Source organism: Sphingobacterium detergens (assembly GCF_003610355.1).
GTDB classification, from domain to species: domain Bacteria; phylum Bacteroidota; class Bacteroidia; order Sphingobacteriales; family Sphingobacteriaceae; genus Sphingobacterium; species Sphingobacterium detergens.
This window is the reverse complement of record NZ_RAPY01000003.1, coordinates 46,320-71,817: the sequence shown is the minus strand read 5'-3', so window position 1 is coordinate 71,817 and position 25,498 is coordinate 46,320. Positions and strand designations below refer to the sequence as shown.

24 protein-coding genes are annotated in these 25,498 nt (G+C 37.8%); 8 read left to right on the top strand and 16 right to left on the bottom strand.

The features are described 5' to 3' along the window. Positions 1-56: 56 nt before the first annotated feature. From DFQ12_RS16060 to DFQ12_RS16035, 6 genes are all read left to right on the top strand, one after another. Positions 57-878, top strand: coding sequence for a glycosyltransferase family 2 protein (locus DFQ12_RS16060; protein ID WP_120260089.1), 822 nt, complete (start codon positions 57-59; stop codon positions 876-878). Between the two features lie 89 nt (positions 879-967). Next, complete coding sequence (locus DFQ12_RS16055; protein ID WP_120260088.1) at positions 968-2,134, top strand: glycosyltransferase; 1,167 nt, start codon at positions 968-970, stop codon at positions 2,132-2,134. 4 nt (positions 2,135-2,138) lie between these two features. Next, on the top strand, positions 2,139-2,948 hold the full coding sequence (locus DFQ12_RS16050) for a glycosyltransferase family 2 protein (RefSeq protein ID WP_120260087.1): 810 nt from the start codon (positions 2,139-2,141) through the stop codon (positions 2,946-2,948). Between the two features lie 24 nt (positions 2,949-2,972). After that, a complete protein-coding gene (locus DFQ12_RS16045; RefSeq protein WP_120260086.1) occupies positions 2,973-3,782 on the top strand; it encodes a glycosyltransferase family 2 protein in 810 nt (269 codons plus the stop codon). A gap of 10 nt (positions 3,783-3,792) precedes the next feature. Beyond that, positions 3,793-4,461, top strand: coding sequence for a glycosyltransferase family 32 protein (locus DFQ12_RS16040; RefSeq protein WP_120260085.1), 669 nt, complete (start codon positions 3,793-3,795; stop codon positions 4,459-4,461). 85 nt (positions 4,462-4,546) lie between these two features. Next, positions 4,547-5,479, top strand: a complete 933-nt coding sequence (locus tag DFQ12_RS16035; protein WP_244211763.1) for a glycosyl transferase family 90 — start codon at positions 4,547-4,549, stop codon at positions 5,477-5,479. Between the two features lie 2 nt (positions 5,480-5,481). On the opposite strand, the gene DFQ12_RS16030 is transcribed toward DFQ12_RS16035, so the two are convergent. The 15 genes from DFQ12_RS16030 to DFQ12_RS15960 all read right to left on the bottom strand — a co-directional run bounded on the left by DFQ12_RS16030 (position 5,482) and on the right by DFQ12_RS15960 (position 21,665). After that, complete coding sequence (locus DFQ12_RS16030; protein ID WP_244211762.1) at positions 5,482-6,465, bottom strand: glycosyltransferase family 4 protein; 984 nt, start codon at positions 6,463-6,465, stop codon at positions 5,482-5,484. Between the two features lie 144 nt (positions 6,466-6,609). After that, positions 6,610-7,839, bottom strand: coding sequence for a glycosyltransferase family 4 protein (locus tag DFQ12_RS16025; protein WP_120260083.1), 1,230 nt, complete (start codon positions 7,837-7,839; stop codon positions 6,610-6,612). After that, complete coding sequence (locus tag DFQ12_RS16020; protein ID WP_120260082.1) at positions 7,836-8,861, bottom strand: glycosyltransferase family 9 protein; 1,026 nt, start codon at positions 8,859-8,861, stop codon at positions 7,836-7,838. Before DFQ12_RS16020 ends, DFQ12_RS16025 begins: the two co-directional genes overlap by 4 nt. Before the next feature lie 4 nt (positions 8,862-8,865). Beyond that, positions 8,866-9,471: a DUF4254 domain-containing protein gene (locus DFQ12_RS16015; RefSeq protein ID WP_120260081.1), complete on the bottom strand. Its 606-nt coding sequence runs from the start codon at positions 9,469-9,471 to the stop codon at positions 8,866-8,868. A gap of 110 nt (positions 9,472-9,581) precedes the next feature. Next, complete coding sequence (locus DFQ12_RS16010; RefSeq protein WP_120260080.1) at positions 9,582-11,063, bottom strand: NADH-quinone oxidoreductase subunit N; 1,482 nt, start codon at positions 11,061-11,063, stop codon at positions 9,582-9,584. A gap of 6 nt (positions 11,064-11,069) precedes the next feature. Further along, positions 11,070-12,671, bottom strand: coding sequence for a complex I subunit 4 family protein (locus DFQ12_RS16005; protein WP_120260079.1), 1,602 nt, complete (start codon positions 12,669-12,671; stop codon positions 11,070-11,072). 3 nt (positions 12,672-12,674) lie between these two features. Next, positions 12,675-14,729: an NADH-quinone oxidoreductase subunit 5 family protein gene (locus DFQ12_RS16000; protein WP_120260078.1), complete on the bottom strand. Its 2,055-nt coding sequence runs from the start codon at positions 14,727-14,729 to the stop codon at positions 12,675-12,677. Positions 14,730-14,732: 3 nt separating this feature from the next. Next, positions 14,733-15,041, bottom strand: a complete 309-nt coding sequence (nuoK, locus tag DFQ12_RS15995) for an NADH-quinone oxidoreductase subunit NuoK (protein WP_104383957.1) — start codon at positions 15,039-15,041, stop codon at positions 14,733-14,735. Continuing rightward, positions 15,038-15,580, bottom strand: coding sequence for an NADH-quinone oxidoreductase subunit J family protein (locus DFQ12_RS15990; RefSeq protein WP_120260077.1), 543 nt, complete (start codon positions 15,578-15,580; stop codon positions 15,038-15,040). Before DFQ12_RS15990 ends, nuoK begins: the two co-directional genes overlap by 4 nt. Positions 15,581-15,584: 4 nt before the next feature. Beyond that, the gene (locus DFQ12_RS15985) at positions 15,585-16,148 is read right to left on the bottom strand and encodes a NuoI/complex I 23 kDa subunit family protein (RefSeq protein ID WP_120260076.1); all 564 of its coding nucleotides are present in this window, start codon (positions 16,146-16,148) and stop codon (positions 15,585-15,587) included. A gap of 3 nt (positions 16,149-16,151) precedes the next feature. After that, positions 16,152-17,225: an NADH-quinone oxidoreductase subunit NuoH gene (gene nuoH / locus DFQ12_RS15980; protein WP_120260075.1), complete on the bottom strand. Its 1,074-nt coding sequence runs from the start codon at positions 17,223-17,225 to the stop codon at positions 16,152-16,154. A 326-nt stretch (positions 17,226-17,551) separates the two neighbouring features. Continuing rightward, entirely contained in the window at positions 17,552-18,838 is a 1,287-nt protein-coding gene (locus tag DFQ12_RS15975; RefSeq protein WP_108635060.1) for a citrate synthase, read from the bottom strand. 191 nt (positions 18,839-19,029) lie between these two features. Further along, a complete protein-coding gene (locus tag DFQ12_RS15970; RefSeq protein WP_104383962.1) occupies positions 19,030-19,275 on the bottom strand; it encodes a hypothetical protein in 246 nt (81 codons plus the stop codon). Between the two features lie 6 nt (positions 19,276-19,281). Continuing rightward, positions 19,282-20,289: an SPFH domain-containing protein gene (locus DFQ12_RS15965; protein WP_120260074.1), complete on the bottom strand. Its 1,008-nt coding sequence runs from the start codon at positions 20,287-20,289 to the stop codon at positions 19,282-19,284. 5 nt (positions 20,290-20,294) lie between these two features. Next, the gene (locus DFQ12_RS15960) at positions 20,295-21,665 is read right to left on the bottom strand and encodes a hypothetical protein (protein ID WP_120260073.1); all 1,371 of its coding nucleotides are present in this window, start codon (positions 21,663-21,665) and stop codon (positions 20,295-20,297) included. Between the two features lie 317 nt (positions 21,666-21,982). On the opposite strand from DFQ12_RS15960, the gene DFQ12_RS15955 reads away from it, so the two are divergent. Beyond that, positions 21,983-22,345, top strand: coding sequence for a BlaI/MecI/CopY family transcriptional regulator (locus DFQ12_RS15955; protein WP_120260072.1), 363 nt, complete (start codon positions 21,983-21,985; stop codon positions 22,343-22,345). A 4-nt stretch (positions 22,346-22,349) separates the two neighbouring features. Further along, positions 22,350-24,602, top strand: coding sequence for a M56 family metallopeptidase (locus tag DFQ12_RS15950; RefSeq protein WP_120260071.1), 2,253 nt, complete (start codon positions 22,350-22,352; stop codon positions 24,600-24,602). A 261-nt stretch (positions 24,603-24,863) separates the two neighbouring features. On the opposite strand, the gene pth is transcribed toward DFQ12_RS15950, so the two are convergent. Beyond that, positions 24,864-25,427, bottom strand: a complete 564-nt coding sequence (gene pth, locus DFQ12_RS15945; RefSeq protein WP_120260070.1) for an aminoacyl-tRNA hydrolase — start codon at positions 25,425-25,427, stop codon at positions 24,864-24,866. Between the last annotated feature and the right edge of the window lie 71 nt (positions 25,428-25,498).

The following is a 25,498-nucleotide window of genomic DNA, read 5'->3' as shown; positions in this document are numbered from 1 at the left end:
TATTAAAAATATTGAAGTACGATTCTGTAATTCCCATAAAAGTATAAAAAAAATCAATGAGTCATTTAGTAAGTATTATAATACCATGTTATAATAATGCAGATACAATTCAAGAAACTTTAGATTCAGTTTATAATCAGACCTATAAGGAATTCGAGGTAATTGTTGTGAATGATGGCTCTCAGGATCAGTCGGTAGAAAAAATAAAAGAATATCAGGCCCGGTATCCAAGTTTAGTTTTTCTAAATCAAGAAAATAGTGGCCCATCGGCTGCAAGAAATTATGGATTTTCAATTGCAAAAGGATATTTTGTAGTTTTTTTGGATGGTGATGATAAGCTTCATGAAGAATATTTAAGTAGTTGTATAGCGGTATTTCAAGCTGAAGCAAAAATGGACTTAGTGTATACCGAATCCGAGTTGTTTGATAATGAGTGCGGTATATATAATCTTTCGCCATACGATCCAATTACTATACTGACCGAAAACTGCTTTCCAATTGTTGCTATGATCCGAGCTAGTTCCTTTAAAGATATTGGTTTATTTGACGAAAAATTAAGAATCGCGGAAGACTGGGAGATGTGGATAAGATATACCCGAAGATATCAACATGTAAAAAAGATACCACGTGAATTGTTTTTTTATAGAAAAAGGAAAAATAAGTCTTCTATTTCTGATTTGAATAAAGAGAATAATATTATTGATGACGCACACTTATATATCTATACTAAGCACTATACATTATATAAAGAACAGGGATGGCATATTCTTGATCTCATAAAGACTAGAAGAGCCTACTTGAAATTTAGAGATAAATATTATAATGAATGGTTCAGAAAGTTTTTTTATAAACTAACTGGCAAAAAAGCAAAAAACTAAAAATGACTGTGGCACTTTCTGCCAATAACTCGTATTAATCCTAAATAGAAGCATTTATTGCGCTATTGTTTTATATCTAATCGAGATAAATGCAAGCATTAAGAAAAAAGAGAATATTATATTTCATGCCAGAGAACCCGAACAGTTCTAAGGCTGGTAACTTGACTAGATGTAAGCAGTTATTAAACTATTTCAATTCCATTACTACAAATTTTGAGATTGACTTTGTTTCCTCAATTAATTGGACTCCCGAAGGAGAATTGGCTTTTAAGTCTGAGTTTCCAAATATCAATCTTATTATTTTACCTTTTAAATCCTCGAAAAAAAATAGAATAAGCTATTTTTTTCGTGATAAATTACAGAAGGAAATTAAAAGTTTGTTTGCTTCAACACTAGTAGACCGGGTATCTCCTTCATTTCAGAGAAGGTTTGAAAAGGTTTTAAAGGAAAGGATGTATGACTATGTGATCATTAGTTATGTTGAATTTGCTAGTTTGGTAAAGAATTTGATAGGATCCTATACAATTTTGGATTCACATGATTTTTTAACACTCCAAAATAAGACCAAGGAAAAAGGTGATTTTTCTAACCAGCAGCTGGGAAAAATGTTTGGACAGGAATTATCCAGTATGGCTCTTTTTAATGAAATATGGACTTTTTCAATTGAAGAGAAATACATCTATGAGCAATTTACAGGAAAATTCGTTAGATTAATACCTGTGTCTATGCCGCTTCACGTGGTAGAATATAGACAGAAGAAGATTGACTTAATTTATGTTGCAAGTGATAATCCGCACAATGTGGTGAGTATAAAATGGTTTTTGGAAAAAGTTTTTCCACTTCTTAGCAATGTCAATCTGCATGTTATTGGCAAGATTTGTGCGCATGTTCCAGTCATGGATAATGTTGTAAAACTTGGATTAGTAGATGATCTACAGCAATATTATGAACAAGCTAAAGTTTGTATTTGCCCCATGTTGTCGGGAACAGGGATTAAAATAAAGGTGCTGGAAGCCTTGTCTTTTGGTATTCCTGTTGTAACAAATCAACGCGGTGTAGATGGTTTGTTTAATAAATCTGATAATGGGTGTTTGGTCTCTTTGGATGAACACTCTTTTGCATCAAATATCATTCAATTGCTTGAAAAAGATGACTTCTATAAAGAGCAATCACGTCAGGCCTCTGTGTATATGAAAAATAATCATACGATAGAGAAAGAATATGAGGTGTTGAATGCTATTTTTAATAATTTATGAATAAATGAAAATCTCTTTATTAATTTCTACTTTTAATCGCCCTGATGCATTAGCCCTATGTTTGGAAAGTGTTTTAAACCAACGAGACTTGCCAGATGAAGTGCTTATTGCCGACGATGGGTCTGATAAAGAGACTACCGAGATTATAGATTCCTATAGAAGTCGATTGGATATCCCTGTCATACATGTATGGCATGAAGACAAAGGGTTCCGATTGGCAAAAATTAGAAACAAAGCTATTGCACAAGCTTCGTCCGATTATATCGTTCAAATTGACGGAGATTTGATTTTACACCGTTATTTTCTTCAGGATCATAAGAGATTTGCTAAGAAAGGATCCGTTGTAAGGGCTAGCCGTATCTACCTAGATCAAGAACTTTCGGAGCAGAAAATCAGTAAACTTGATACAAGAATAAATAGGTTCAATAAAGGGGTCTCGAATTTGTTTAGTGCTTTTAGGTTTCCATTTTTATGGAAATACTTTGAATTAAATTACAAAAACCAGGGTGATGAACGCTGGGAAATTCATGGAGCAAATATGGCCTACTGGAAAGAGGATGCCATTCGTGTCAATGGATATAATGAGGATTTCAAAGGGTGGGGGCCTGAAGATAAGGAGTTTGTAGCGAGGCTTTTAAATAATAATATTAAAAAACGCTTCCTTAAGTTTGGCGGTATAGTATTTCATCTTTGGCATAAAGTAAACGCAAAAGAGAACTTAGGTAACAACAATTGTTTGTTTGCAAAGACAAAAGAGTTAAATTTGACCTATTGTGATAACGGAATTAACAAATACCTGAAATCATCTGAATAGTATTTTACGATTTAACGCGCTTTTTTGAAAACTTCAATTATTATTACAACATATAATAGACCTGATGCGCTGGAATTGGTGTTATTATCTGCATTAAATCAGAGCATACAACCAAACCAGATCATTGTTGCAGATGATGGTTCGAATGATGAGACGAAACAGTTGGTGGATCGTTATGCAGAAGTATCAGCAATTCCTATCTTACATATTTGGCAGGATGATGAAGGTTTTAGAGTTGCACAGATAAGAAATAAAGCACTGGCTAAAGTGATTTCGCCATATGTGATATTAGTCGATGGTGATATTTTGATGAATCCTAATTTTGTTGAGGATCATCTTAAATTAGCGAAACCTGGCTATTTTATCCAAGGTGGACGAGTACTATTAAATCAAAGGCTAACCTCCAAATTGTCGGTAAATTCAAGCAAATTAAGTTATCCGAACCTCTTTGATTCCGGATTTGAAGAAAATAGATTCGAAAAGCGGATAACTAGTTTTCGCAATCTATTTTTGGCGAGATTAACCTTAAAAAATTTGAAGGATAATAGAAGTAAAGTGAGATCTTGCAATATGTCATTCTATATGAAAGATATTCGTGCTGTTAACGGTTTTGATAATCGTTTTGAGGGGTGGGGAAGAGAAGATAGTGAGTTTGTCGAACGTCTGTTTAATGCTGGCATACAAGGGCATTTAATCAAGTTTGCCGCCATTGGTTATCATCTTTATCATAAAGAAGAATCAAGAAAGTCGCTACCACAAAATGACCTTTTATTGAAAGTCACTACATCAGAAAAGCTAATATTTTGCGATGACGGTCTTTCTCGTTTCTTATAATTAAAAAACAATGGGAATACCAAAAAATATATTTCAAACCTTTAAGGACAATAGGATTCCTTGGCTTACTAAACTGTATATTAGATCCTTTTTAAAGAAAAATAGAGACTATACCTATGAGTTTTATGATGATCAACGTGTAAGTGCTTTTTTTTTGGAACATTTTGATGAACGGACCAACAGAGCCTACCATCGGTTGCAAATTGGAGCGGCCAAAGCTGACTTCTTTCGATATGCTGTACTATATATATATGGTGGTATCTATTTGGATCTCGACAGTGATTTATTGGTGTCTCTAGATAAATATTTAATTGCTGATGATGTTGCGGTCATTACACATGAGAATAACCGAAGCTTGTATGCGCAATGGGCATTGATCTATGATAAGAACCACCCTTTTTTAAAAAGGACCTTAGAGTTGATTGTGGATAATATCGAACAGAACAGATTTCCACATGATGTCCATGCGATGACGGGTCCGACAGTTTATACCCTAGCAATTAATGAAATTTTAAAAGAAAATCCTGAAGTTAAATACCGTTGTATTGCAGATGATTACAGGGGGATTATGAAATTTAAATATAAGCTTGGTAAAATTATGATTTATAAAGATAGATCCAATCACTGGAAGAAGTTGCAACTTCGTATCCCGGTTGTCAAACCTGGTTCCGATATTTAAAGGGCATTTAATTCAGCAAATTCCCTTGTTTTTGCGTACTTTAGGCCTTAAGTATTTGTTATCCATGAATTTCAAAAGAATTTTTTTGAGGAATAGAAATAATAAGATCTATTATTATATCAAAGCCATTGTAAGGGAAATCACTCCAAGCCGATTTGCACAACTAAAACTGAAAAGGCTATTAACTAATGCTTATTACATTAAACATGCAACTTATGTTAGCGACAGGGTTGATTATTATAACAAGTTAACTCATAACAGCGTATTAGGGAAGGGAACAATAACAATTGAGGAATATCATATTCCGGAACGAATTCGAGTTTATTATTTTGATAGTAAAGAGTATCTGAGATTTTTTAATCCTAAACTTAAATTTAGTATTCTGCCAGGTGATATTATCCATATTCCAGAATTTCCTTCAATTGTTAAAAGTAGACCAATTGCTGGGGAGAACGGCAATTCAGTCATTTTAAAACTTGATAAATCAAGGCACTTTAATTTTATTCATGATGATGTTCTGTTTGAGGACAAAATCAATATGTTGGTAGGAAGGAGTGGTTTTTCGCAGCCACATCGTGAACGTTTCTACTCATTGTATAACAATCACCCACTGTGTAATATTAAGAAGGCAAATAAATCTTCCGATATTAATTACTTATCTATTACAGGACATTTAGATTATAAATTTATACTGGCCCTGGAGGGAAATGATGTTGCTACAAATTTAAAATGGATCATGTCCTCCAATTCTATCGCAGTAATGCCAATGCCTACTTATGAAACCTGGTTTATGGAGGGGCGATTAATTCCAGATTATCATTTTATTTGCATCAAAGAGGACTACTCTGATTTGGAGGATAAACTGAATTATTATATTGAAAATAAGGAACAGGCAAAACGTATAGTGAACAATGCAAATGAATATACTGCTCAATTCAAAGATAAACGACTTGAGGATTTAATCGCATTGAAGGTGTTGGAAAAATACTTTGAGCATACCGATCAGAAAGGTGAATAGAATTACAAAAGAAATTTATAACAGTCGATCAGATCAGATGCAATTTTTTCATCGTTGAATTTCTGCGCATAACGAAGTCCTTGTTGAATCATCAGGGTCTTAAGCTGTGTATCGGTAAGAATTGTTTTGATTGCAGCATTAATTTCTTCTACATCTGACGGATCGATATAATAAGAGGAAGGTCCTCCAGCTTCCGGAAATACCCCTGAATTGGTTGTGATAATGGGAGTTCCTGAATATAGGGCCTCAATAATGGGTATACCGAATCCTTCAAAAATAGAAGGGTAAATAAAAATAGAAGCCATTGCGTAAATAGTTGATAATTCTTCCACAGTAAATCCCTGCTTAATAATGATCTTATCTTCCAATTTATGTGCAGCGATAAAAGTTTTTATTTCATTTAGATAGGGGGTTTCTTTTCCAATAATTAATAATGGAATATCAATATCGTGCATTGCCTTGACAATTTGTAAGACGTTTTTTCTTTTTTCGATTGACCCAACACTCAGCAGAAATTCATCCGGTAAATTATATTGTTGTCTCAGCACATCTTTTTGAGCTTGGCTCTTTGGCTCCTTAAAGCATGGATGACAACCTTGGTAGATTACTTCAATTTTATTCTCAGGGATGTTGTAATAATTGATAATATCTGATTTAGTTTGTTCGCTAATTGCAATTATCCTATCTGAATTAGTGACTGCGAAACGAAATTTTTTATTATATATCCAGCGATCTATTGGTTTGTAAAGGTCGGGATAACGTAAGAAAATTAAATCATGTATGGTCACTACGGATTTAATTTCTCTTGTATTTAAACCGTGTGGTATCTCTCCCGTCAATCCATGGAAAAGATCTACATGATCATTTTTTAGATCTGAGACAATACCGCAGCTTCGCCATAATGCCGGAAAGAATTTATCTAATTTAGTTTGAGGCAAACGTATTGTTTCATCATTTTCCTTTTCAAAAAGAACAGAAGAATTCAATTTTGGAGTGTATTTTAAATAATTGTTTTCTGGATAATACAACTCCAAAACTCGGATAAGGTCCCTACTGTAATTGCCTAAGCCTGTTCGATTGAAAAAAAATCGTTTTGCATCAAATCCGACTGTTATCATGCTTGACCTGGTTTAGCTTTCTTTAAAAATTTCTTCAAATTTACTTAATACCAAATCCCAATTATAATGTTTGTGTACATATTCTTGAGCTTTTATTTTTAGGGTATCGAAATTAGTTTTTGGATCTTGTAAATAATCGATAATGGCTGCAAATGACTCGAAAGAATTATAGCAAAAGACTGAGCCACTTTTAAGTTCGTGTTCTACCATAACAGCACATTTGCGGTTACCAATAACTGGCTTACCCAAATGAAGAGCTTCTAATGTAAGTAAAGATAAACTTTCAGCTAGAGAAGGATTAATAATTGCCAAACTTTTTTGCATTAGTAATTTTTTATCTTCTTCACTTACAAAACCCGTATAAATAATGTCGGAATGATTTTCAACTATAGCCGGACGCTCACCTGTCAATACAAACTGCAGGTCAGTTTTTCTTTCCTTTTTCAATTTGAGGAAATACTGCATGAAATTATTGATTTTTACAGCAGTAATTCGACCAGAATAGAGTAAATAGGGGGCGTGAATGTTGAATTTTTCGTTTAAATCGATGTTATTTAGTGTATTTTCGATTTGATTGACTCCAATACCAACGATTGAGTTGTTTGCTAGGGAGCCTCTAAATAAATCCTGGCACATCTTTTTCTCACTTTCGGTATTGAATGCAATATGATTGACCTGTGAGAAAACTAATGTATTGATGCTTCTAAATAGCATACTTTCCATATGTGCTGTTGGGATCAAAATAGATTTTTGCGGTATAATTAGCGATCCAAATACGGTAAGTGGATTTTCATAAGTGAAAAAGATAAACTTATCGAATTGACCTTGGAACTCCTTTATGTAGCTCAGTAAAGTCGAAGAATAAAAGGGATGGTTTTCTAAATGCTTCGATTCGGATTCTACTTTGTATTTCCAAATAGGGAATTGTGAAAAAATCAATCTCGATAGCCCGAGCCGATGAATCAGCCTACGGATTTTTCGTGAAATTTTACTTTCTTTTTCAGTAAGTGCCAACGAATGTTCTTGGGATTGATCAGTAACAAATCTGAGTACTGGAATACCGTTGACAGGCTCTAATCCCTCACTGAAATTCATTTCGGGTTTGTCTAGAAACTTGATATTCGTAGTTAATACTGTTACTTCATGTTTTTTTGACAATTGCTCAGCCAACATTCTACAATGGAATTCAGCCCCACCGGTGATGTCTAATCCATATCGAATTACCACTAATCCTATCCTCATCGTATCGCTGTTATTTTTTCGATCAGCATTTCTGCTGTAATTAAATCAATCGCCTCTGTACCATCGCAATCGCAAGGTTTGTTGCCGTATACAGCACTCGGACGGTTGGGATGTTCTACTTGGATACAGTCATCATATTGCTGTCCATAGCCGGTAAATCCCGCGTATGGGTGAGTTGCGCCCCATAGTGATAGACATCGTATTCCCATCAAAGAAGCCATGTGCAATCCAGAGGAATCCATGCTGATCATCAGATCCAGATTTGATATGATATCCAGTTCCTCTCTCAACGTAAATTTTCCAATGGTATTGTAGGTGTTTGGAAAACTTTCAGTCCAGTTTTGCGCGATTTGAAACTCTTCCTTACCTCCTCCAAAGAGCAATACGTCATACCCATGATGTGTCAGATGGTCTATGATCTGTCCCATCGTTACGAGTGAAAGGATTTTATATCGGTGTTGCGCAAAAGCCGCGATACCAATTTTTTTTCGTTCGAAATTGCCAAACATGCTAAATGCTGCTTTGGGGACATCCTGCAAATTAGAAGCCAATTTGTGACTCAGTTCGAAGTGAAAACCTAAAGCACGGAATACATCTGCATAGCGCTCTACAGTTAGCTTCAATTGATGCTTAACCTTATTTTCTTTGCGCGTCAAGGCTTTCTTTTCTGCGCGACCTTTGTCCAGTTGTTTGACCTTTATTCCAGAAAGAGAAAATAATACATCTAATATACGCGAACGTAAATTAAAATGTAGGTCAGCTACAGCTTCCGCACGATATTGAGCCAGCTCATTTTTTAATCTGATTAATCCCAAAAGGCCTTTATGGGTTGTCTTGGGTTCAATTGCATGAAATTTGATATTCTTTATGCCATCAAAGAATGGTGCAAAGAAAGGACGGCTCACCATGATAATCTCTACCGTGGGGTATTGTTGACAAAATTCTTTCAATACAGAAGCCACCATGGCGACATCGCCCATGGCCGAAAACCGGGTTACTATGATTCGCTGCGGCAAAGACATGTCTTTATTTTCCGGATGTATAAAGTACAGGGTTCAGTTCAGGATCGTTATACATTTTCATCTGTTTATAGACCTTCATGTATTTTTCACCTGATTCAATCGCTGTCAACAATTCGTCGATACTTTGTGAAAGATCTGTACGTTGTTCCAGCAAGATGTTCAATTTTTGCTGACAAGCAGAAATATGTGCTTCAGAAGCATCTGAACGAAGTGTCTCCTGCTCCATATGATAAATCTTTAGCGCCAGAATGGACAGTCTGTCAATGGCCCAGGCTGGACTTTCAGTGTTGATTTTCGCCGAAGGTAGTGTTTCGATAGTTTGATATTTCTGTAAAAAGTAGCTGTCGATATATTCTACCGTGTCCGTGCGGTACTGATTAGACTCATCGATGCGTCGCTTCCAGTATAAACCGTCCTTGGGATCAATGGCAGGATTACGTACAACATCCTCCATGTGCCATTGTACGGTATCAATCCAGCACTTTAGGTACAGTAGATGTTCTAGGGATTGTTTGTCATACGGATTCTGGATTGGATGATCAATCTGATCGTATACGTGGTAATCCTGGATAGCACGTTGAAAAATGGGATTTGCTATTGCACTAATCATGTTACAAATATAAAATATATTATGGAGTTATCCTTAACTTCAGGTGTTGTATAAAAACAGTAAAATGAATTGGAAAAACCAGCTATTAAGAAAAGAATTAAAATGTTTTTTTAAAATAGAGACAGTAAGATGTCTGGGAATAACCCAAGTAAGATCACTGCAATCGTACAAAATAGACCAATACCGAGGAGTAAAGGATTGGACTTGACCGAATAATGGTCTACATTGTCTCTTAAGAAGGCATTCAACGGAATCTTAAAATAATAGAACAGTGAAATCACGGATGTTAGTGCCCCTACAATTAATAAGGCAAGTAAACCAAAGGATTGGAAGTTTTGATACTGCTCGAATACTTTTGAAAATATGAGTAGCTTTCCGACAAATCCCGCAGTAGGGGGCAAGCCTATCAATGCGATTAAGACGATCGAAAATGAGGTGAACAATAGAGGCGATTGTTTGCCCAATCCTTTATAAGAGTCTATTGAAGTATTGCCTAGACTGACCTCCAAGCTGTCTATAAATATAAAAACAGCGATATTCATCAATGCATAAATTGATAAATAGAACAGCAAAACGTTTGACTCATTGTTTTGATAAACCAGTACCGCCATCAACAATATGCCCGTGTGGCCAATAGAAGAATAGGCCATCATGCGCTTGGCATCCTGTTGACGCAGGGCCGCCAGATTACCAATCAACATCGTCGCAATGGCTATAATGATGATCACATAAGCCAAGAAATCGCTGAAATAAAAGGATACTGCAAGCCAGGCAGCAAGCAACTTAGATAGCAGAACGACTACGGCAATTTTAGGTACGGTCGCTAAGTACGTGGTAATCACGGTCGGGGCTCCCTGATAAACGTCAGGACTCCAAACATGAAACGGAAAAAAACTCAATTTAAAACCAATACCGGTCAATAAGAAAAGGAGGGCAATACTGATCATTAGTCTAGGGGCCTCCATCAGACCTGCAATATGACTTGGCGCATCAAAATTTAAGTTTCCCGTGAAACCGTAAAGCAGCGATAGGCCATAGAGCATAACGGCAGCACATATGGATCCGAAGAGGACGTATTTCATCGCGGCTTCGGACTGTACTTTATTGGACGAAAAATAACCGACCATAATGTAAGAGCTGATCGATACTGTCTCTACTGCGATGAAGATCATCAGCCAGTTGCTCGACATGGTCAAGAGGTTCAATCCCAAAGTGGCGGTCAGTACAACAGCATACAAATCGCCCAAAGGACGATCATGCTGATAACGTTGTTGAATAAAGATCGTAATCAGTAGGGTCGACAGCAGGATGATCACGCGTGCCGATGTTGCGAATGTATCAATGTGGATCATGTCGAAGAATCCAACCATCTCCACATGGCTTAATCCTTGTCCCAATAGATAACAACCACTCAACAATAATCCAGCTATTGTAATCGTAAAAGATGCTTTGTCCCAGTATTTATCAACGAAAAGACTCGCGATAATAGTGCCTATAAAAGTAATGATCAGCGTTAATTCCGGTTTGAAATAGGGAATACTAACGATAATTTGATCAATAAATGAACTGATATATGGACTGAATGCGAGCATGCTGAATTAAATAAATTGTTGGATAAAGCTGACGAGATTCAATACACTTGCATTTAGATTGCTAAATACCAAGGATGGCATAATACCCAGTAAAAGGGCAAGAGCCAAGGTAGGAAATAGAATCAGTTGTTCACGGCTGTTGACATCGGTCAATTTATTGGCCCAAGATTCGCCACCTTTGAGTCTGATCTCTCCAAAAAACATCCGTTGCAGTGTCCATAGCAAATAGACAGCACTCAAGAGGATACCGATTGAACCTGCTAAGGCCATCCAGCGAGGGAGCCCCGTACCGACGCTCGCCGCATTGAACGAACCTATGATAACAAATGCTTCACCGATAAATGCGGAGAACCCGGGGAGTCCCAATGAAGCAAAGAAAGCAACGGCAACATAACCGGTATACTTGGGCATGAGCTGTGCTAAACCTCTGAAGCTATAGATGTTTCGATCATGCACACGGTCATAAACCACACCAACAAGAAAGAATAGTGCCGCTGATAGAAAACCATGGGAAATCATCTGGAACATCGCACCAGAAACCCCTTCGGCTGTCAATGAGGCTATACCAAGCAATACAAAACCCATATGAGAGACCGATGAATAGGCTATCATCCGTTTTAAATCTTTTTGAGTCAGGGCATTTAATGCTCCATAGATAATGGAGATGACGCCGATCAGTCCAAGCCACCAATTGGATAGTGCAGCCATGTCCGGGAAGATGCTATAGCAGATACGGATAATACCATAGCCACCGATTTTCAACAGGATACCTGCTAAAATAATGGATACTGGTGTTGGTGCCTCTACGTGTGCGTCAGGTAGCCAGGTGTGCAATGGTACAATCGGTACTTTGATCGCAAAAGCAAAAAAGAGCACCACAAAACCAATCAATCTGGCCGAAATACCCAATATTTCCTGATAACCATCCCAAGCAAAGATTGAATCCCCTAAATAGTTCTGTGGATTCATCATGTAGATCATATTGAAGGTATGTGCCCCAGTTATTGGGTTGATAACCGAAAAATATAAGCCTACAATGATCAATAGCATAAATACCGAACCAAAGAGCGTATAGAGAAAGAATTTTATGGCTGCATATTCACGTCGTGCCCCACCCCAGATACCAATCAGGAAGTAGAGTGGTAAGAGCATGACCTCATAGAATAAATAAAACAGGAAGAAATCCAACGCACAGAAAATACCCATTACAGCCATGTTGAGGACCATAAGTAAGGCGAAATATCCTTTGGGACTTTTTTGTATATTCCAAGAAGCACCGATCGCCATCAGCATGACAAAAGCGCTCAATAGTAATAATGGCATGGAAATACCGTCTATTCCGATGAGATAATCTATCTCTAATTTTCCGATAGCGCCCAGATCCAGACGAATCCAGGGAAGTTGTTCAACGAACTGGTATCCTGCCAAGTCCTGGATGCCTGTTTGGCTCGCGTCAAATTTTGCATAGCATATGCCCGCAAGTACAAATTGCACTGCTGTAAATGCTAAGGCAATATATTTGTAACTCGATTTATATCGTGTCGGTAGGGCGAGGATAAACGCCGTCGCCAGAAGCGGTAAAAATATCAGTAAGGATAAAATAGGCATTTCCTAAAAAAATATAAGATAAATTAAACCAAGTAAAACGAATAGAAAAACGGAATACAATGTCGTCTGTAGCTTGCCGTTCTGTACCAAGCGAACTTGGTTACCAGTCCAGTAGGCTACAGAAGCAACAGCATTGACAAAACCGTCTACAATATATTTGTCTATCCAAACACTCAACTGGGAGAGGGATAAGACGATAAACTGAACAAAAGCAACTAGGGCATCTACAACAAAGCGATCAAACCAATAACAGAACTGAGCCAGTTTTAGTGTGCCATTAACAAATATCCATTGGTATAGCTCATTGATATAACCTTGATTGAGCGATGCTTTCAGTGCAAAATTATTTGCGTTGAGTGGATATTTATGTTGTACATACCATTTCCAGCCGATTGTCCAACTGATGACCGAACCGATCAATAAGATCAATGGAATAATTAGGTGAGCGCTATGGCTTGGAGCAAACGTATATTCATCCAATAATAGACCATCCATCAACCAGGAGTCATGATAGGATACTGGATTGAGAGAAAATAGCGGGAATAGACAGCAGATACCCAATATAAACATAGGGATCAACATGGTTTTTGGTGCTTCATGCAGGACGGTTCCATGCAATTTATCCTTGACTTGCTCCAGCATTCGAAAATCGCCGAAAAATGCCTTAAAGATTAAGCGACCAATATAAAACGCGGTTAGAATACTGACTGTAATAAGACTTAATGGTATAATGAGATACAAGTCGCCTTTTGACAAAGCCCATTCAAAGGAAGATATGATAATACTATCTTTGGAAAGGTAACCTGATGTTAGTGGAAACCCAGCTAGTGCCAATGAGGCAATACTCATCAGTATAAAAGTTTTCGGCATGTATTTCTTCAGTCCGCCCATGTTCCTCAGGTCTTGTGGATCGAAGTCAAGGTGGCTGTGTGCTTTGAGATGTGCCATTTCATGAATAATAGCTCCCGCGGACAGGAACAAGAGACATTTAAAGAAGGCGTGTGTGACCAAATGGAATAATGCAGCATCCCAGGTTCCTATCCCAATTCCGACCATCATAAAACCCAATTGTGAAATAGTTGAAAAGGCTAGGATACGTTTAATATCGTATTGACCTAATGCAAAATAAGCAGCGGAGGCCGCTGTAATCGTACCTATAATCGCAATAAACAACAACGCGCTTTCGTTGAATAATGGAAATACGGTGGCGAGTAAAAACACACCCGCCGCGACCATGGTGGCAGCATGGATGAGTGAAGATACTGATGTTGGCCCTTCCATGGCATCAGGTAGCCATACATGTAAAGGAAATTGAGCTGACTTGGCCATAGCGGCAAGGAAAAATGCCAGTCCGGCTATCGTTAACCAAATCTGGTCCATGCTGTTGACCGGAGAAACCCATAGTCCGCCAGTGATGCTAGATTGATAAATAAGACCTCCTTCACCAAAAAGATCAACCAGATTGAGGGTTTTAAATTGTGTAAATATAATGGCTAGGCCGATCAGAAAACCGAGGTCTCCGATGCGGTTTACGATAAATGCTTTCTTGTTGGCCTGTACAGCCGTTTCGCGTGTGAACCAGAAACCAATAAGGAGGTAAGAGGCGAAACCTACCAATTCCCAAAAGATATACATGAGCAATAGGCTATCCATAACGACCAATCCCAACATAGCAAAACAGAAGAGGCTAAGATACATCCAATAGCGATGGATTCCCGAATCCCCTTTCATATACGCTCTCGAATAGATGTGTACCGGAAGGGCAACTGTTGGGACCAGAAACAGCATGAGTACATTCAGGTTGTTCAATAGGATGCCGACTTTAAAAGTAGATGCACCAATAGTAAACCAGTTTATTTGGGCAGACACGATCGGATTATTCCAGATTGCTAGCCAGGTAAGTCCGCCAAATATAAAACTAAAGATAATGCCGATCAGGGAGATAACACCTGACTGATCGCGCTTACCTGCCATTGCCTGATATAGAAATGCAATAAATGGCGCAACGACTGTAAACAGTGCTGTGTATAGAGGTGATATGTGAGCAAGTTGATCCAATTCTTACTTATCTTTTAATTCATTGATTTCATCCGGATTGATAGTCTTATAATGCCTATAGACATTTAACACCAATGCTAAGCCAACCGCAACCGCAGCAGCAGCAAGAACAATAGCAAATAGGGCGAAAATCTGTCCGCCATAACTGACTTTATCGTATTTACCAAAAGCTACAAAGTTTAAAATAGCCGCATTAATCATCAATTCGATGCCTACCAAAATCATAATGGCATTTTTCTTGGAAAGAACGGTATAAAGTCCGATGCAGAAGATGCAAGCACTGACAACCAAAAAATGCGTTAATGTAATCATTTGTTGCGCTCCTTTCTGGATAAATGTGATGCTCCAATCAGCGCCATCATTAAGAAGACCGATATGACTTCAAAGGGTAGTACATAAAAGGTCATAAACCGTAATCCAATTTGTTGGATATTATTATCTGTTGGAATAATCTCAGTATTATTTTCTTTGGCTTGTTGGATCCAGGTAGGAATGGACTGATGCCATTCTGCAATACCAAAGATCATGAGTATTAGAAAACCTATTGCCAATACAACTGCTTGCCACCTGGGCATGCTCAAAAATGAGCCACTGCTGTCTTGAAGATCTTTCAATAGTTCTTTGTTGGAAAGCATAAAGGCAAATAGCATAAGGATCAGCACACCGCCTACATAGACCATGATCTGTGTGATAGCAACAAAATCTGCCAGTGCAAATAGGTATAGGCCAGCCATGGCAAAGAGTACAATGAAAAATAGAAATAAGGCGCGGGCTATATTTTTAAGATTTACCAGTAAAAGGGCCGATCCGATTGCCAGTGTGGCAAAGGCATAAAATAAAATAGTTTCCATGCTTTTATTTTTGCTTTGCCGCCTCCTTTTCAGCTTGAAATTGTGTCCATTCTGCTTTTCGTTGTGCAACTTGTTCGTCGGTCATGTCTGAAAAGCCATAGATCAGATCAGTTAACTTTTGCGAGCTACGATCATATTCATTGGTCATGACAATGCATTCTGTAGGGCAGACAACCGTACATAGTCCACAATACATACATTTGGCCATATCAATATTGAACTTGGCTGGATATAACCGCTTGACGCTACCGTCTGAAGTCTTTCCGATCGCTTCTGGTGATTTGATCGCTTCAATTTCAATACAATCTACGGGACATGCTTTGGCACAAAGGTCACAGACGATGCAATCATCAATATCTACTTGCAATTGATAGCGAGCGACTTCGGGGATAGGCATTTTTTCGGCAGGATATTGTACTGTGACAATGCCCTCCTGACGGTCGAAGTAGTTGTCGTTTTTGATATTTAATTCCTGACGCGAACGTCGAGCGCCAAACAAGTGCTTGACAGTCAAAGATAATCCTTTGATTGCTGTACGAAATGCGTGGGAAGCCGTCTTAAATATCATATCTTATGCTATAATTAAAATTCTCCAAATGGCCGAAATTGCCATGCAAATAAAAGCTAAGGGTGTCAATACCTTCCAGCATAAGCTCATCAATTGATCGGCACGCAACCGGGGTAAAGTCCACCGAATCCACATTTGTACCCCTACAATGAATAATGACTTGGTCAAGGTCCAAAAGATTCCCCAGGCTAGGCCTGTTGTCCAATCTGCCAACCGTATCGCGCCAATATTTGGGAGTGGTGTATTCCAGCCACCTAGGAACAGAACTACACCCAACATCGATACCAAAAACATCATGGCATACTCGGCGAGGAAAATAAAGGCAAATTGAATCCCGCCATATTCCGTGTGAAAACCACCAACCAATTCGGATTCCGCTTCCGGAATATCAAAGGGAGCCCGGTTACATTCAGCAAGTGTTGCGATAAAGAATATGATGTAGGTTACAATTAAATGTGGGGCTTGAAAAATATTCCAAGCGAAGAAACCACCAATCTCATTGACTTCCCAAAAGCCTAAAAACTTGATGCTTCCGTTAGTCAGAATGCCTTGACCAATAGCAATTTCATTGAGGTTTAGGGTCTGTGTTAGCATCACTACGGTGATCAATGAGAGCCCAACCGGTATTTCATAGGATACCATTTGGGCAATTGCACGCATAGATCCAAGCAGCGAATATTTGTTGTTGGATCCCCAACCAGCCATTAGAATCCCTAAGGCATCAATGGAGATAATAGCCATGATAAAGAATAATCCCGTGTGTGTATTGGCTGGAATAAAATCTTTGGCCCATGGAATCACAGCAAATCCAGTAAAGACTGCTACGAAAATAATAATTGGGGCAATTCTAAAGAGAATTTTATCGGCTAAAGAAGGGGTGATTAATTCTTTTTGAAGCAATTTAAGGATATCGGCTATGGTCTGGAGACTGCCATATTTCCCGGTTTCCATTGGTCCGAGACGATCTTGGACAAATCCCGCAATCTTACGTTCGGCATATACTGCAAATAAGGTAAATGCTGCTATAAAGGTGAAAATAGCAATGGGAACCAAGATATGTAGTATTGTATCTAACAAGTCTTATTTATAATGATTTTTAATAAGCGTCCAATGAATACGCAAACTTAACGAAAAACAGGGAATTTCGATAGGGAAAAATTAAAATATACTTAACAAGTAGATTATCGTGACATAATAGAGGTATTTGCTAGATAGGAGTATTTAGTAATGCGTAGTGAGATTTTGGTTATATATGCCTTCGGCTTATGGTTTTGTCATAGGGAGTACAGATTCTTTGTCTTTATCATATCTTAAAAGGACAGCAGGTTTTTAAATGAAAACTGTATATGATCAGCATAAAAAAAGCATCCCGAGGGATGCTTTTTTTATGCTGATAAATCGAATTAACGATTTGAGAACTCAACGTAATTACGTTCGGTATGTCCAACATATACTTGTCTTGGACGGCCGATAGGCTCTTTGTTTTCACGCATTTCTTTCCATTGTGCGATCCATCCTGGAAGACGACCCAAAGCAAATAATACGGTAAACATATCTGCTTTAAATCCTAACGCACGATAGATGATACCTGAATAGAAATCGACGTTTGGATAAAGTTTTCTATCGATAAAGTATTGATCATTCAATGCTGCTTCTTCTAGTTTCTTAGCAATATCCAATACTGGGTCTTGAACACCTAATTTTTCTAAAATATCGTCACATGCTTTTTTGATAATTTTAGCACGTGGATCGAAGTTTTTGTATACACGGTGACCGAATCCCATTAAACGGAATGGATCGTTTTTATCTTTGGCTTTTGCAAGATATTTTTCTGCATCACCACCATCATTTTTGATCGCTTCCAACATTTCGATTACCGCTTGATTGGCACCACCATGTAAAGGACCCCATAATGCATTGATACCTGAGGCAACAGAAGCATAAAGGTTCGCATTGGATGAGCCTACGATACGAACTGTTGATGTCGAACAGTTTTGTTCGTGGTCAGCATGTAAAATAAGCAATTTGTGCATAGCATCGATGACAACAGGATCGAATGTTTTTTCGTCGTTAACTTCGCCGAATAGCATATTCAAGAAGTTGTCAATATAACCCAAATTGTTTTTAGGGTAAACTACTGGATGACCTAAAGATTTCTTTTGAATCCACGAAACGATAGTAGGCATTTTAGCCAAAAGATTGATAATCGTTTGATCTTCTTCTTCGTCAGTTAAGTTTGGATTTAAAGATTCAGGGTAAAATGCAGATAATGCGCCCACTAAACAAGAAAGTTGGCCCATTGGGTGGGATTTGGATGGGAATCCAGCGAAGAAATTCTTCATATCTTCGTGGATCATCATTTGCTTTTTGATGTCAGCTCTGAATTTTTCCAATACCTCTTTTTTCGGAAGTTCTCCGTAGATCAATAAATAAGCAACTTCCAAGAACGTAGACTTCTCTGCCAATTGCTCAATTGGATATCCTCTATATCTCAATATACCTGTTTCACCGTCAAGGAAAGTAATCGCACTTTTTGTTGCACCCGTGTTTTTGTATCCTGGGTCTAACGTAATAAATCCGCTTAGATCTCTTAATTTTGAAATATCAACTGCTTTTTCATTTTCAGTACCGACAATGACCGGAAGGTCATAAGAAGTGCCGTCTAAATTTATAGATGCTTTATCTGACATGTTTATATGTTATCTTATATCTGATTTTGTATGCTAATCTCACAAATTTAACTATTTGATATTTAAAACTGAAAGTTCTTTTGGAATTTAAATGACATCATTGCGTCATTTTGGATAATATTGAATAACTATTTACTCAAATAAGCAAATAGTTTATTCAAATTTAACACTATCTTATTATACCTACAACGTTAATCTATTTTTCGCTGGGCGACTTTTCCTTTATCCTCATATTTTCCGTTTTTGCCCGAACCAAAAAAAGGCAAGATAACGAAGCAGACCAAAATAATAGATGTAAGGGTAAGGATACCTGTTGTCCATAGGATCTTGCTGAAATTTTCAGCATCCAGGAAATGGATACCCCAGAGCCCTAATAGAAAATAGGTGGCTACAAATAGGATAACCAAGGTGAATAATATACCAAAGATGTATTTCATGATGGGTTATATTTTGTTGAGAATCTGTTTTTTGAGTGTGTCGAATTCGTCCTGTGTGATGATGTTTTCACGTAGCAGTAATTGTAGTTTTTGCAGTTTTTCGACAAAATCACCTTCTTCTTGTATATTGTCTTTGATCTCTTCTTTTTGAAGATCAAATTGCTTCCCCAGCTCCATGCCAACACCCAGTTGTGCGCCAATGCCGGCCAGACCACCTTCATTTTTTGCGGCATCCCGGAGCGCGCGCAATTTTTCCAATTCCACATAGCTCAAGCCTGCCTGCTGCGCGGCCTGATTTTGCGTCGTCAAATCAGCAATTTCACCAATTCTACGTTGTGTGTTCGCGTCAAACTGAGTTCCTAGGATCTTAAAATCTGTAATTTCTAATCCGAGATCTTTAAAATCCTGTTCGACAGCCGCTTTTATGTCAATGGACAAAACGGGGAGTTGGCTATCGATTTCATTATAACCCAATTTTTTTTGGGCAATCTGTGCGACAATCTGTTGCGGAATTCGATTGTTGATAACATCCTGAATCGCCGCTGTGCTGACTGTGTTTTGATTGGCAACGATGTTTTTATAGAAATGAACGGGTTCTTTGATAATGTAAGAAAAAGTACCGTTCAAGCCTATTTCCACTGGAAGATTATATTGTGGGTCAATGTATTTTATTGGATTTCCTGTGCCCCAAGACTGATTGACAATAGCTGCAGTACGAAAGAAGTAAATATACAGCTTGTGTTCAGACTCAAAATTTTGTCTCAACCTGGCCAAGGTTGTAAAGAAAGGGTGGTTATCCGTTTTTAAATTATAGGTGCCGGCCTCTGTGAGCAAGCTTTCACCTTTCCCTTCATAAACAAGGATACAGCCCTGTCCTGGGGCAAGAATAAGCTTACTGGAATTTTTAATTTCATTTCTTTCGGAAGGAAATTTATACCATAATACATGGGGGTCTTGATTTTTCCACTCAATGACCTCTGATAGTTGGTTGTTAAAAAGATTGAATAGTCCCATAATATTTAATTTAATGAGTCGAATTTGGGATTATACCCTTCGAATTTATTGATTTGTTTTCCGCTATTATCAAAATAGTAATAGTCGCTTGAACCTTTGACAATAAAACCATCTTTGAGTAGACAGCCGTTTCCATAAATGGATTTAAGTTCTGTGCTGATTGTTTTCTGTATAGCACCAGTAGAAATATCCAATAGTTGTATTTGTAGAGGATCATCTTCCGCTGGTGTTGGTTTGTATGCAATCAAAAGTGTTTTGTCATTCTGAGCAAGCACGACAGGCTGAAAATAGAGCCTTCCAGGTGTGAAATCTTTAAAGCTAATCAGACGGGCTCCTTTAAATTGCCAAGGATTGATCAGTACCTTTTTGTAAGGATCGCGGTCGGTAAAAATACCTGATCCGCCATAATCTTTATCCCAGGAAAAGCGCGGACTATCTTTAGGAAATCCATATTGATATTGGTAACTGTATTGGATTAACTGAATTTTTTCCTCGGGGTAATAACTGGATTTACTTGAAAAAGTGAACTCAGTTTTTGTTGTCGGATTGGGAAGTTTCTTCCTTCTTTCATCGTAAAGTTGCTTATCCGGTATAGATTTATTGATTAAAGGGTAATAGGCAAGATTTTGCCCTTCATTGTTTATAATTTGATAGGAAGATCCATAATCTTCGTATTTAAATTCAACTTTGGCAATGCCGGTGCTGAGTGACGGTGCATCTTTGACATAATTTTCAAGGACACTTTTGTAGGTTAGGCTATTTCTGTCCAATTGATAGATATACTTGGATTTGACGATGATGTACAGGTTTTGGTCTTCAAAGACCTGTAATTTAACGTCGCTACTCGATAATTCGACGGGAGTATCCATCAATTGTTTTATCCATTCCTTTTTACCAGTTTTAGGGTCAAATAATCCGATATAGACTTTATTGTCTTTCCCTTCGTCAAATCTTGCTTTTGAATTCCGGACATTGCCCACCACGACAATATGGGGAATATTGTTTTTATCCAAAAATAATTCGTTTGAGGCATAATTCCATTCCAGGGTAATAGCTTCTTCTTTTTTGTCGGCAGTGTTGGACGAACTATAGGTCGAATAATTCGGTTCAGGTTTTTTGGAAAAAATGGCACTTAAGGCTCCGATTAAAAACATGAGGGCAATAAAGCCTACAACAGCAAATAATACGATACGTATTGGTTTATACTGATCCGGGTTGTTGCGCGGATAGTTGTAATTGTGATTGATATTGATATCATCGCTATCTAAGAAAAACTCCGTTCCACAACTGTCACATTTGTAATAGTCGGGGCGTATTGTGCTGACTTTTATGCTGCCACAATGGGGACATTTGATCGCTTTGATGCTTTTGGCCATTTATCTTGTTGTATTTGTTTTGAATTACCGCTGTTTAAAATTTCATTTCTACCAAGATGGAATTTGTGTACTGGAAGAATATGATCTACAGATGAAAGTTATAAATAAAAAATAAGGAATAGCAAATTTTCGGCCAGTCAACTTATATTCGATGGGACTGATTTTAAATACGTCGAGAAATGATACCGATTGTAATGTTACAAAGAATATTTGGCCTATGACCCGCTTAGATGGGTTACATGATAAATAAAAATATATTTTTGGTATTTACGAATTATTCGTAGATTAGTGAAAGAATAGTAAAGAAAGATTAAGACATGGAAAAGTTAACAGCACAAGAAGAGCAGGCAATGCAATCTATCTGGAGCCTAAATGGAGGTTTTATTAAAGAGATCTTAGATAATGTCAAGGGCGAGAAAATGCCTTATACGACACTTGCCTCGACAGTAAAGAATTTGGAGCGTAAGGACTTTGTGAAAGCTGTGCGTTATGCTAATGCAAAACGTTATGAGCCTATGGTCAGTGAGCAGGATTATAAAGCCAAGTTTATGAATTCTTTTGTGGGTGATTATTTCAAGAATTCTTACAAAGAGATGGTTTCTTTTTTCGTGAAAGAGGAAAAGCTGACTGAGGGCGAACTTAAGGAGATCATGGATATGATCAAAAACAACAAATCATAATACAATGGAAAATCTACTGACCTATATCATACAAGTCAATCTGTTGTTGAGCATAATCTACTTAGGTTATGTGGGACTATTGAAAGGCCTAACATTCTATTCATTAAATAGAGGCTATTTTTTAATAGGCGGATTATTTGCTTTTATTTACCCTTTTTTGGATTTAAAATCATTGTTTGTACAGCGTGGGTTAGACATGGGCTTGGTCGGTGAGCAGATTTCATTTTATATAGGGGAACAGGAGGTTCAAGAAAAGCTTACATTGGCGGGATTGGTGGAGATGGTGTTTATTTTGGGGGCAGTGTTGTTATTGTTAAAGTTCCTATTTCAATTATTGAGTTTATTGAGGATTCATTTTCATTCCACTGCGGATCAATGGAAAACATATTTTTTTCGGAATGTGTTTATTCCTATTGTTCCATTTTCGTTTTTAAATAAAATCTATGTCAATAAAGGGCAGCATATGGATGCCGAACTGAAAGATATTTTTAAGCATGAGGATATTCATGTGAAAGGCCTTCACAGCTTGGATATTTTATTGTTTGAAATGATATTGGTGTGTTGTTGGTACAATCCTTTCGTCTGGTTCATGCGCAGGGCCATTCGCCAAAATTTGGAGTTTCTGACTGATCAACAGGTGCTCAATAAAGGAATTGACAAACAGACGTACCAATATAGCCTGTTGAATGTGTCCAAAAAGGGCACTTCAATAGGGTTGAGCAATCAATTTAATTTTAAACTATTAAAACGTCGCATTATGATGATGAATAAGAAAAGGTCATCCAAGATAGAACTGAGTAAATATGCCTTTCTTTTGCCAGTATTCTTACTGACAGGTGCAGCATTTACTGTAAGCAAAGCGGAGGGCAGCATAGAAGGGGTTGTTGAAAAGGCTAATGAAACTACGCTTCTTAAATTGGACGATCAACAGCGGGATTCCACGTTGTCAGTGAAGATGGTTGGCGAAGCGGGAAAGTTATTGAAAGAAGCTTTTGGATCGAATGAGATTAAGATTGATACCCTTCATAGCGTAAAAGCTAACCAAGCCAGCGATTTTAAAAAAATCAGCAGATCGGATATCGATTTTTCTAAAGATCTAAAGTACTTTATTGACAATAAGCTCGTTTCTAAAGCGGACTTTTTGGCTTATCCTGAAAGAAAACTAGCAAAATATTGGTTTTCTAATGATAATGCCCTAATTAAATATAAAACCAAACTAGCGATCGATATCTCTGGAGGCGCAATTCTAGCCAGTTCAGTTGAGATGCAACAAAAACAAGATATCGCGCTGACAAAAATGCGGTATTATGTAGGCGGTGTTCTTCAAAATCCAGGCTTTAATTTAGATGACATTGATCCAAACGCTATTGCATCAATGACGGTGTTGGAAGGGCCAGCTGCTGTGAATAAATATGGTGATGTTGGGAAAGACGGTGTGGTTTTGGTGAAATTAAAAGAAGGGGCTAATGTTGGTAAAAGAGTGACTGAACTGAGAGGTAATACGATTGGGATTACAGTTGGAGGTAATAAGCCAAGCGATGTTTTGTATGTGATTGATGGGGTAAAGGCTAGTTCGGAAGATATGAAGGGTGTTGACCCGAATAATATTGAAAGTATTAATGTTATAAAGGATGCCCAAGCTATGGTAAAATATGGACGTGAAGGGAAAGATGGTGTTATTGAAGTGACCACAAAAAAATGGGCAAGGGAAAATCCGGATAAGGTCAGTAAAGTTGCTAAGGAACTTAAGTCTGAAAATAAAGTAGGAGAGACTCTGCCACTTGCTGTCTTTTATAAAGCGAATGAAGACAAGCAGGATGCTAAGGCCATAACATTTGAGGGGAAATCCAAAACAGATGGGAAAGAACCAGAGCTCAGGGGCAGAGCACAGGGAATTGTTACCAATATGAGGGGACTAGCGAGTGGTGGGCCAGGGAAGTATGGTGCCTTTAGTAATGGGATCAAAGGAGATCCGCTAATTGTTTTGGATGGAGAAGTTATGGGCAAGACTTTTGGGCTAAATAAAATAAATTCAAATGATATTGAATCTATTACAATCTTAAAGGATCAAAGTGCCTCTGCGCTATATGGTGATCAGGGAAAGGATGGTGTTATCATTATTACTACCAAAGCACATGCAAAAGAACATCCCGAGGCAGTGCCTGCCAATATAGAGGATCGCCTGTCAGGAAAAGTTAAAAAAGTAATTAAGGCCGAGATGGAGAAGGAAAAAGGTGAAGCTGCCAAAGAAAAATAGGTGAAATAACTCGATTGTAGATTAGAGGTCGACTTCTTCTTGCTGCAAAGATGAAAAACACATTCAACACAAGCTCGGCACAAGAAGCACACAAGCTTAGCATAACGATTACCCTGCCCTAAGTACTTCCTTAAGACAAGGTTAGTGCAGGGATAACACAATAAAAGAACAAACTTTATACTTGAAAAAGCCGATTTATTCGGCTTTTTCTATTTTGAAAGACATTAATAATGGATTTATTCCTATCGCATATAGAAGTAATTATTTTGTATTCAGATTTGTCATGGTCAGCTCAATGCCGATATTGACAAAACTTTGGATCATTTTGACAGAATGATCTATTAGCGCAGGCAGTTCAGCTTGCTCATCTTTGTCAAATGGGCCAAGGACATAGTCAACCTGTCTGCCTTTGGGGTAATTATCTCCGATACCAAAGCGTAGACGCGGGTATACCTGTCCTCCGCAAAGCTGTTCGATGGATTTAAGCCCATTGTGGCCAGCACTGCTGCCTTTGGGTTTCATACGTAGAGAACCAAATGGAATCGCAAGGTCATCAACAATCACCATTACATTTTGAATAGGCACTTTACATTGCTGCATATAATAATTAACCGCTTTGCCACTAAGGTTCATATAGGTGGTCGGTTTGATGACGGTTACATTGTGCCCTCTCTGTTTAAATTCACTGTAGTATGCCAATTTCAATAAAGAAAAGCTTGCACCGGCCTGTTTGACCAATTCGTCTGCAACCATAAAGCCAATGTTATGTCGTGTGTCGGCGTATTCACTGCCGATATTGCCCAATCCAACGATAAGATAATTCATGTTGCAAAAATAAAAATTTAATAAACAAAAAAGCACCGAATTTCGGTGCTTTCTGTAGTATGAAAATCTTG